The organism is Kutzneria sp. 744, from assembly GCF_000568255.1.
Classification (GTDB): Bacteria; Actinomycetota; Actinomycetes; order Mycobacteriales; family Pseudonocardiaceae; genus Kutzneria.
Genome location: NZ_KK037166.1, coordinates 3,561,800 through 3,571,209, shown reverse-complemented (window position 1 = coordinate 3,571,209; position 9,410 = coordinate 3,561,800). Strand labels below are relative to the sequence as shown.

General features: G+C 71.4%; 9 protein-coding genes. 3 read left to right on the top strand and 6 right to left on the bottom strand.

The window, feature by feature from the left end:
* Positions 1-23 precede the first annotated feature (23 nt).
* Positions 24-1,193, bottom strand: a complete 1,170-nt coding sequence (locus KUTG_RS15945) for a hypothetical protein (RefSeq protein ID WP_043717730.1) — start codon at positions 1,191-1,193, stop codon at positions 24-26.
* A 414-nt stretch (positions 1,194-1,607) separates the two neighbouring features.
* On the opposite strand from KUTG_RS15945, the gene KUTG_RS15940 reads away from it, so the two are divergent.
* Both KUTG_RS15940 and KUTG_RS53490 read left to right on the top strand, forming a co-directional pair.
* Positions 1,608-2,111 carry a DUF3145 domain-containing protein gene (locus KUTG_RS15940; RefSeq protein WP_232240814.1) on the top strand — a complete coding sequence of 168 codons (504 nt, stop codon included), beginning with the start codon at positions 1,608-1,610 and terminating at the stop codon, positions 2,109-2,111.
* 20 nt (positions 2,112-2,131) lie between these two features.
* A complete protein-coding gene (locus KUTG_RS53490; RefSeq protein ID WP_052394651.1) occupies positions 2,132-2,728 on the top strand; it encodes a hypothetical protein in 597 nt (198 codons plus the stop codon).
* A 78-nt stretch (positions 2,729-2,806) separates the two neighbouring features.
* On the opposite strand, the gene KUTG_RS15930 is transcribed toward KUTG_RS53490, so the two are convergent.
* From KUTG_RS15930 to KUTG_RS15910, 5 genes are all read right to left on the bottom strand, one after another.
* Positions 2,807-4,039 (bottom strand): beta-ketoacyl-[acyl-carrier-protein] synthase family protein, encoded by a 1,233-nt coding sequence (locus KUTG_RS15930; protein WP_043717727.1) that lies wholly within the window; start codon positions 4,037-4,039, stop codon positions 2,807-2,809.
* Positions 4,040-4,076: 37 nt separating this feature from the next.
* On the bottom strand, positions 4,077-4,316 hold the full coding sequence (locus KUTG_RS15925) for an acyl carrier protein (protein WP_043717724.1): 240 nt from the start codon (positions 4,314-4,316) through the stop codon (positions 4,077-4,079).
* 68 nt (positions 4,317-4,384) lie between these two features.
* Positions 4,385-5,371 (bottom strand): beta-ketoacyl-ACP synthase III, encoded by a 987-nt coding sequence (locus tag KUTG_RS15920; RefSeq protein ID WP_043717721.1) that lies wholly within the window; start codon positions 5,369-5,371, stop codon positions 4,385-4,387.
* Positions 5,372-5,444: 73 nt separating this feature from the next.
* Positions 5,445-6,380: an ACP S-malonyltransferase gene (locus KUTG_RS15915; RefSeq protein ID WP_084581153.1), complete on the bottom strand. Its 936-nt coding sequence runs from the start codon at positions 6,378-6,380 to the stop codon at positions 5,445-5,447.
* A gap of 208 nt (positions 6,381-6,588) precedes the next feature.
* A complete protein-coding gene (locus tag KUTG_RS15910; protein ID WP_043717716.1) occupies positions 6,589-7,779 on the bottom strand; it encodes a PucR family transcriptional regulator in 1,191 nt (396 codons plus the stop codon).
* Positions 7,780-7,883: 104 nt separating this feature from the next.
* Here KUTG_RS15910 and KUTG_RS15905 point away from each other — a divergent pair, with 104 nt between their 5' ends.
* Complete coding sequence (locus KUTG_RS15905; RefSeq protein ID WP_198047187.1) at positions 7,884-9,395, top strand: alpha/beta fold hydrolase; 1,512 nt, start codon at positions 7,884-7,886, stop codon at positions 9,393-9,395.
* The last annotated feature ends 15 nt before the right edge of the window (positions 9,396-9,410 follow it).

The window sequence follows — 9,410 nt, the reverse complement described above, 5'->3', positions numbered from 1 at the left end:
CGGGTAAGGCGTCCTTCCCTGCATCAGGACAGCGCCAGGTTGAGGGTGCGCTGGGCGATGGACTTGAGGGCGGGGTCGTCGGCGGCGCTGGGGCGTCCGATCCAGACGGTCTCCACGATCCGCACGGTGCCGCCGGAGCGGTTGCTGGTGAAGGCGGCGCGGTCGAACGACGTCGGGCCGCCCGGCCACGGGCGCTCCTTGAGCAGCTCGGTGATGCCGCCGGTGCCGGGCTGCTCGGCCAGCGACTGGAACTGCGCCGCCGGCTCGGCCCCCACGAAGCGGATCTCGGCCACGGCCACGCCGGCCGGGTCGCCGGCGTTCTCGGCCCGGTAGTTCCACCGCCGCAGGTTCACGCACTGGTTGTGGCTCAGCCACACCTGCACGTCCCCGTACGCGTGCTCGACGCAGTGGCCGCCGTCGTCGGAGGCGTCGACCTTCGTGTACCCGGCGGTGGCCTGTGGTGCAGCGGCGGGCGCGCTGCCGCCGGTGGTGAGGGCGGCGATGACACTGCCGACGGCCAGGGCCCCGATCAACGCCGCGGCCCCGATGGGCAGCCAGCGGCGGCGCTTCTTCGCCGGCAGCTCGGCCGGGGCGGCCTTGGCGAGGGCGAAGCCCTCGGCGACCAGCTCGTCGGTGGCGAACCGCTCGTCCGGGCACAGATGAATGAGGAGACCGCCGGCCTGCTCGGCGGTCAGCGCCGGCGCGGCCGCGGCGACATCGCGCACGGCGGCCAGCAGCGTGGTCGGCATCGGGTGCAGGACGCGGATGCCCCGGTCGACATCCATCTGCGGCTGCGTCACCTGACCGACGTAAGGGCCGATGGCCAGAATCAGCCGAACGGGTAAGCCGGTCTCGCGCACCGCCTCGGCCACGGCCTCGGTCACGCCGACCGCCTCGGCCGCCGGGTTCAGCGTCGGATCGGGCCCGACCAGCGGCCAGCCGTCGATCTTCCACTGCCCGGTGACCGGCGCGTCCAGCCGCATCGCCGGATCGGGCAGGTCGACGCCGGCGATCACCACGACGGCGTTGGGCAGCACCAGCACCATGTCCACCGGCCGGGACCGGCCCGGCGGCAGGTAGCCGGCCAGGGCGACCCCGCCGAGCACGGCGTCGCCGCCGCCCCACGAGGCCAGCGCGGCCTTGACGTCGGCCGCCACCGCGGACTGCGCGTCGCCCAGTCGCACCAGGCGCACGGCGCCACCTCCCAGCTGCTGGACATCCCGAGGGAACAACGGTAACCGGCCCGGATGGTGACGCCACGGCCCGGGCGTGACCGAGCTTGCGAGGTCACCATCGAGCACAGGGACCTGGGTCGCAGACCCGCCGAGCGCTAGCGAGGTGGGCCTGTGACCGAGCTTGCGAGGTCACCATCCAGCACAGGAGCCGGGTCGCGGACCCGCCGAGCGCCGGCGAGGCCGGTCTGTGAGCGAGCTCACCCGTGTCGGTGCCCCCTCGCGCGGGTGATCTCTGTCCCGCGATGTGCCGGTTGCGGTGGCGGCTGGGCCCGAACCCAGGGCAGAATGGCGCATCGGCTTGATCCGCTGGTGGTCACCGACACGTGTGAGGGCGTAGGGGAAGACGTCCCTCGGCAGGTGCGGAGGTCAGCAGTGAACAACCGTGGCAAGACCAGTGGCGTGGTGTACGTCCACTCGTCGCCGTCTGCGGTCTGTCCGCACGTCGAGTGGGCCATCTCGGGCACCCTCGGGGTCCGGGCGGACTTGCGGTGGTCGGCACAGCCGGCCGCGCCCGGCCAGTTGCGCGCGGAATGCGCGTGGACCGGCGACCCGGGCACGGGCGCGCAGCTTTCCGGCGCGCTCAAGGCATGGCCCATGATCCGGTTCGAGGTCACCGAGGACCCGAGCCCCGGTGTGGACGGCGAGCGCTTCTGCTTCGCCCCCGGCATCGGGCTCTGGCACGCCCGCGCCGCCGCCAACGGCGACGTCGTGGTGGCCGAGGACCAGTTGCGGGCGCTGGCGGCCAAGGCCAGGGCCGGTGAGTCCTTCGCGCACGGCGTCGACTCCCTGCTCGGCAAGCCCTGGGACGACGCGCTGGAGCCGTTCCGCCGGGCCGGCGACGGCGCCCCGGTGACCTGGTTGCACCGGGTCGGGTGAGTCGTGGCACTCTCGATGGTGTGACCCCGCAGGCCTCACCCAACCGGTCGACGTTGACCTGGCTGATCCCGATCACGCTGCTCGTCGCCGTCTGCGCGCTGGTGGGTGGCCTGATCGCCCGCCAGGTCTACGCCTCGACCAAGCCGCCGGCCGCCACCCTGCAGCCACCGGTCGTGACGAGCACGCCCGAGGCGACCAGCGACCCGGGCACCGGGGACCCGCACTCGGTCATCTTCACGCCGTTCGCGATGAGCGACCCGCAGTTCAAGCCGGTCCAGAGCGCGATACAGAACTACTTCAACGCGGTCAACGACCAGAACTACGGCCTGTGGAAGCAGACCATGACGCCCAACGTGACCTCGCAGCAGACCGAGTACAACTGGCGGGACGGCTTCAGGACCACCAAGGACTCGGACATGAAGGTCTACCGCATCGAGGCCACCGCCAATGGCGCGGACGTGTTCGGCTCCTTCACCAGCCGGCAGGACGTCAACAACGCGCCACCCGATCTGAAGGTGCCGTGCATCAACTGGTGGATGGTGTGGCCGATGGTGAAATCGGGCAACGCCTTCCGGATCGACAGTCCGTCCATCGTGAAGAAGAAGTGCGACGCATGAGAAAGTGTCATCCCCGAAGGGGCCCTTCCCCCAGACACGGGAAGGGCCCCCTTCGGGAATGCCACTGTCTGTACTGACTCAGGCCTTGGTGAAGGCCAGCGCCACATTGTGGCCGCCGAAGCCGAACGAGTCGTTGATGGCGGCGTTCAGCTCGATCTTGCGCGGCTGACCGGCGACGACCTCGTGCAGCAGCGCCGGGTCCGGGTTCTCCAGGTTCGCGGTCGGCGGGATCACGTTGTCCCGCACCGACAGCGCGGTCGCGATCGCCTCCACCGCGCCCGACGCGCCCAGCAGGTGCCCCAGGGAACCCTTCGGCGCGGTCAGCAGCGGGTGGGCGCCGATCGCCCGGTTGATGGCGATCGACTCGATCGTGTCGCCGACCGGGGTGGAGGTGGCGTGGCAGTTCACGTGCCCGATGTCGGAGGCGGACAGCTCGCCGTTGCGCATGGCGGCCTGGATGGCCCGCAGCTGGCCGTTGCCCTCCGGGTCGGGCGCGGTGATGTGGTGCGCGTCCGAGCTGGTGCCGATGCCGGCGAGCCGGGCGTACACCTTGGCGCCGCGCGCCTTCGCGAAGTCGGCCCGCTCCAGCACCATGATGCCCGCGCCCTCGCCGAGCACGAAGCCGTCGCGCTCGCCGTCGAACGGCCGCGAGGCCTTCTCCGGCTCGCTGTTGCGGGTGGACATGGTCCTGGCCTGCGCGAAGCCGGCCATGGTGATGCCGGTGATGCACGCCTCGGCGCCGCCCGCGATGACCACGTCGGCCTCGCCGCTGCGGATCATCCGGTACGCCCAGGCGATCGCCTCCGCGCCGGAGGCGCAGGCCGACACCGGGGCGTGCACCCCGGCCCGGGCCTTGGCCCACAGCCCGACGTGCGCGGCCGGGCCGTTGGGCATCAGCATCGGCACGGTCAGCGGCGACACCTTGCGCAGGCCCGCCGTCTCCAGCAGGTCGTCCTGCGAGAGCAGGGTGAGCGCGCCGCCGATGCCGGTGCCGATGATCACCGCGAGCCGCTCCGGCTCGACGGCGTTCTCGTCGAGACCGGCGTCGGCGTAAGCCTGCCGGGACGCCACCATGGCGACCTGCTCACTGCGGTCGAGCCGACGGGCCTCGACCCTGGGCAGGATCTCGGTGGGGTCTACCTTGAGCTGCGCGGCGATCTGCACCGGCAGTTCGTACTTGTGCACCCAGTCCGCGTCCAGGGTCGACACCCCGCTGCGGCCGGCGAGCAGGCCGTCCCAGGTGGACGCGACGTCCCCGCCCAGAGGGGTCGTCGCGCCGACACCGGTGACGACGACGTCGACAGAGCTCACTGCGCCTCCGCTCTACAACAGTTCGTTCGTGAACAGCTCAGACCTTGCTGGCGATGTAGTTCACCGCGTCGCCGACGGTCTTGAGGTTGGCCAGCTCGTCGTCCGGGATCTTCACGCCGAACTTGTCCTCGGCCTGCACCGCGATCTCCACCATGGACAGCGAGTCGATGTCCAGGTCGTCGACGAAGGACTTCTCGATCGTCACGTCGTCGACGGCGACACCGGCGACCTCCTCGACGATCTCGGCCAGCCCGGTGCGGATCTCCTCGTTGTCCACCTTGGTGGTTCCTTTCCTCGTGATTCCCGGCGGCGCGGGTCGCCCGCCGGAAGTTCTTGCGCCCGCGGTCACGGGCAGACGGCCACCTGGCCGGAGTAGGACAGGCCGGCGCCGAAGCCGACCAGGAGCATCACGTCGCCGCTGGCGATCCGGCCGGCCGCCCGCATGTGGTCGATGGCCATCGGGATCGAGGCGGACGAGGTGTTGCCGGAGTGGACGATGTCGTCGGCGACGACGAGGTCCTCCCGGGCGCCACGGGCCCGCAGCTTCTTGGCGATGTGCTCCACGATGCGCAGGTTGGCCTGGTGCGGCACCAGCACGTCGATGTCGGACAGCTTCACCCCGGCCGCCTCGACGGCGCGCTCGGCGATCGGCGCGATCTGCGTGGTGGCCCAGCGGAAGACCGACTGGCCCTCCTGGAAGATGTGGCCGTTCTCGGTCAGCCCGATCATGTCGACCAGGTCGCCCGAGCTGCCCAGCACGGCCGGCGCGATCAGCGGCTCGTCGGACGCGCCGACCACGCAGGCGCCCGCGCCGTCGGCGAAGATGATGCAGTTGCCGCGGTCGGACCAGTCCACCCAGTCGGTGAACCGCTCCGCGCCGATCACCAGCACCTTGTTGGCGCTGCCACCGCGGATCATGTCGCTGGCCACGGTCAGCGAGTACGGGAAGCCGGCGCACGCGGCGTTCAGGTCGAACGCGGCCGGCGAGCTGACGCCGATCCGGTCCGCGGTCTGCGCGGCGGCGTTGGGGATGTTGCCGGGCATGGTGCAGGTGGCCACCATGACCGTGTCGATCTCCTCGGGCGACACGCCCGAGTCCGCCAGCGCCTTGGCGCCCGCCTCGACGGCCATGTCCACCAGCGACTGGTCGGGATCGGCCAGCCGGCGCTCGACGATGCCGACGCGCTGGCGGATCCACTCGTCGTTGGTGTCGACGCCCATCGCCGCGATGTCGTCGTTGGTGACGACCCGGTTGCCCTGCGCGCTGCCGAAGCCCAGCAACCGCGTGCCGGCCGGGCCGGTGCGGCCGATCAACCTGGGACGCTCGCTCACTGCTGCACCTCGCTGGCGCTCGGTGTCCGCGTTCGCGGACGCTCTGCGTTGAATGGCTCGCTCGCAAGCTCGCTCACTGCCGCACCGCCTCCACTGCCTTGTCCAGGTCCGCCGGGGTCTTGATGGCGATCGGGTTGGTCACGACGCCCTTGAGCTGCCGCTTGACCAGTCCGGTGAGCGCGCCGCCCGGGGCCAGTTCGATGGTGGTCGTCACGCCGGAGCGGGCCAGCGTGTCCATGCACAGGTCCCAGCGCACCGGCAGGGTCACCTGGGCGACCAGGCGGCCGAGCATCTCGGCGCCGCTGGTCACGACGGAACCGTCCGCATTGGACAGCAGCGGGTGGGTCGGGTCGGCGGTGGTGACACCGGCGGCCCGGTCCCGCAGCGTGTCCCGCGCCGGGTCCATGTAGTGCGTGTGGAAGGCGCCCGCCACCTTCAGCATCACGACCTTGGTGCCGGCCGGACGCTCGTCGGCCAGCTTCTGCAGCGCGGTCAGCGACCCGGCCGCCACGGTCTGGCCCGCGCCGTTGCGGTTGGCCGGCACGAGGCCGTACTCGTCGAGACGGGCCAGCAGCTCATCGGCCTCGCCGCCCATCACCGCCGCCATGCCGGTCGGCTCCAGCGCGCACGCGTCGGCCATCGCCCGGCCACGCACCGCGGCCAGCGCCACCGCGTCGTCCATGGAGAGCACGCCCGCGATCGCGGAGGCGGCGAGTTCGCCGATGGAGTGACCGGCGACCGGGGCCGCGTTCGGCACCGTGACGCGGCGCTGGAGTTCGCGGAAGGCCACCAGCGTCAGCGCGACGATCAGCGGCTGCGTGATCGCGGTGTCCTTGATCTCCTCTGCGTCCGCCGTCGAGCCGAGCCGGGCCAGGTCCAGGCCGGTGGTCTCGGACCAGCCGGCGATCAGCTCCGCCACGCCGTCCAGTTCGAGCCATGGAGCGAGCATGCCGGGAGCCTGGGACCCCTGTCCGGGGGCTAGGAGCGCGATCACCCGCTCACTGAACACGGTCGCGGCGGCGCGGTGTGATGTCGCCACCGACGAAGTCCGGTGGTCAGCGTTGTAGGAACCCTACAAAGGTTGCCGGAATATGACCACTGAGCGGCGGGCTGGGTTGTCGAAGGCGTCGCACAATACCCCTGAGGCGCTGCTCACTCCCGCCGGGCACCGCTGCTCCGTTCGGCCGCTGATCACCACCCCCGATGCTTCCCAGCACTCACCACAGGCCGCGGGCCTTGGCGAGGCGGCCGACGGTCAGTGCCACCCGCAGCACCAGGGCGTCGCGGGGGTCGTTGGCGTTGCGGCCGGTCAGCTCGGTGACCCGCTTGAGCCGGTAGCGGACGGTGTTGGGGTGCACGAACAGGTTGCGGGCGCACGCCTCCAGCACGCCGCCCGTCTCCAGGAAGGCGTCGACCGTGGCCATCAGGCCGCCGGTGGCCTCCTCCAGCGGGCGGGCGATGCGGTCGATCAGTTGCCACTCCGCCTCCGGGTCGCCGGCCAGGGCCCGCTCCGGCAGCAGGTCCAACGACCGCACCGGCCGTGGCGCGGTCGGCCAGCCGACGACGGCCCGCAGCCCGGACAGGGCGTCGGAGGCGCTGCGGTGGGCCTCGGCGATGCTGTCGACCGTCGGGCCGACCACCACCGGGCCGGGGCCGAACGCCTCGGCCATCTTGGTCAGCACCTCGTGGCCGCGGGCCTCGTCCTCGGAGCCGCCGAGCACCACCACCAGCCGTGAACCCTGGACGCTGAGCAGCACCGGGCGGTGCACCCGGGCGGCGCGGCTGCGCACGTCGAACACCACCCGGGTCGGCTCGGTCGACATCGGGTTGCCGACCAGCACCGTCGCCTCGGCCGACTGCTCCCAGCCCAGCGCGGAGGCGCGGGACAGCAGCGACTCCTCGGCGTCGCCACGGACGATGCCGTCCACGATCAACGCCTCCAGCCGGGCATCCCAGGCGCCGCGAGCCTCGGCCGCGGCGGCGTAGGAGGTGGCGGCGGCGAAGGCGATCTCCCGGCCGTAGCGCAGGACCGCTTCGGTGAGCTGGGCTCGCTCCTTCTCGTCGGCGGCGATCTCCGGCAGCATGCGCTCGAAGACCTCCAACGCCACCCGGACGAGTTCCACGGTCTGGCGCAGGCTCACCCACCGTGACATGTCCTTGGGGGCGGAGCGGAAGGCCTCGGCCGTCAGGCGGATCGCCTGCTTGTTGTCACGCAACCAGGACACGAAGCCGGCGACCCCGGTCTGGGTGACCATCAGCACGCTGGCCCGCTGGTCGGCCGGCAGCCGCCGGAACCACGGCAGCCGCTCCTCCATCTCGCCGATCGTGCCGGTGGCCAGCCGACCCGAGGCGTGTTCCAGCCGGCGCAGCGTCTCCGCGGACAGCGAGTCCCACGCCAGTTCACTCATGGTTCCCAGCTTCGCACGCCACCCACCCGTCCGAAGGAACAACCGGCTCGTGCCGGGAAATCGCCCCTATGTTCGGCGGTGTCGAAGCCTTGGAGGAGGTCGTCTTGCGAAGACTGCTGCCCGTCGCGCTCAGCCTGCTCGCCGTCGCACTGCTGGTCACGCCGGCACGCGCGGAGCGGGTCGTGTGGGCTCCCTGCCCCGGCGCGCTCGCCGCACTCGAATGCACCACGCTTTCCGTTCCCCTGGACTACGCCCATCCCGACCAGGGCACCATCGCCGTGGTCGTCAGCCGTCGTGCGGCGTCCGATCCCGCGCACCACAAGGGAGTGCTGCTCATCAATCCCGGTGGTCCCGGCGGCAGCGGGCTTGCCATGCCGCGCTACATCGCCGACCACACCCCGCTCGGCCAGTACTACGACCTGGTCGGCTTCGACCCTCGCGGCGTCGGGGCGTCGACCGCCCTGCGCTGCCTGAAGCCGGTCGGCCTGGCGTCGTTGGATTCCCGGCCGGCCGACGACCAGTTCGCCTTGTGGGCCGCCGATGCTCGTTCGTCCGAGGACGCCTGCGCCCAGGCCGGCGGCGGCATCCGGCCGTTCGTCAACACCCGGGACACCGCCCGCGACATGGACCAGATTCGGGCCGCCCTGGGCGTGTCGAAGATCAACTATCTGGGCTACTCCTACGGCACCTATCTCGGGGCCGTCTACGGGAGTTTGTTCCCCGATCGGCTGAACCTGTCGGTCCTGGACTCGTCGGTGCATCCCGAGTGGATCTGGCGTCAGCAGTTCCTGGAGCAGGCCTCGGCCTACCGGTCCGATGTGGACGCCTGGGCCTCGTGGGTCGGCGACCGCAACGCCGCCTTCGGCCTCGGCGTCGGCCGAGTCGCCGTGTTGGCCTCCGTCGAGCAGATCGCCGTCGCCGTGGCCAAGTCCCCGGTCGGCAAGTTCAACCGCAGCGTCCTCGACGGCACCGTCGGCGAGGGCGCCCGTTACCGTCCTTTGTGGTCGGGTCTGGCCCAGCTGTTGGCCGCCGTGCGTTCAGGCTCCGGTCCCGCTCTGGGCGACGCCGTCGGCGCCGGCTTGGCCTTGGCCCAGCGGGGTCTCGACTCCATGCAGGCCGGCGTCTTCGACACCGTCACCTGCGAGGCCGACTGGCCCACCGACCTTTCGACCTACTACCAGGACATGCGCTCGTACCGGGAAACTTTCCCTTACGGCTATGGCGTTCTCCGCGCCGCTCCCACCACCTGCACCTATCGATCCTACTCCCCGGCCGAGGCTCCGATCCCGTTGTCCCGCAACGGTTATCCCGTCGGCGTGGTGGTGCAGGCCGAGGGCGACACCCAGACCGCCTACGCCGGCGGCCCCGCCATGGCCTCTCGCCTCCGTGACAACCTCATCACCGTTACTGACGAGGGTGCTCACGGCGAATACGGCACCAACCCCTGCGCCACCGAAAAGATCAACCGCTACTTCGTGGCCGGAGTCCTCCCCGACAGCTCCTCGATCTGCCCCGGCTCCCCCCGCCCCGACACCCCCACCGACACCACCCCCACCCGCGCTGCCACCCTGGGCCAGTCGGTCCAGAACTACCTGGCCGCCCTGGCCCCTTTCTAACCGCGAGTCCCGCTC

What these genes read in the sequence shown, in the direction of transcription:
- KUTG_RS15910 (WP_043717716.1), bottom strand. Translation starts at nt 7,779, where the DNA reads ATGAGTGAACTGGCGTGGGACTCGCTGTCCGCGGAGACGCTGCGCCGG.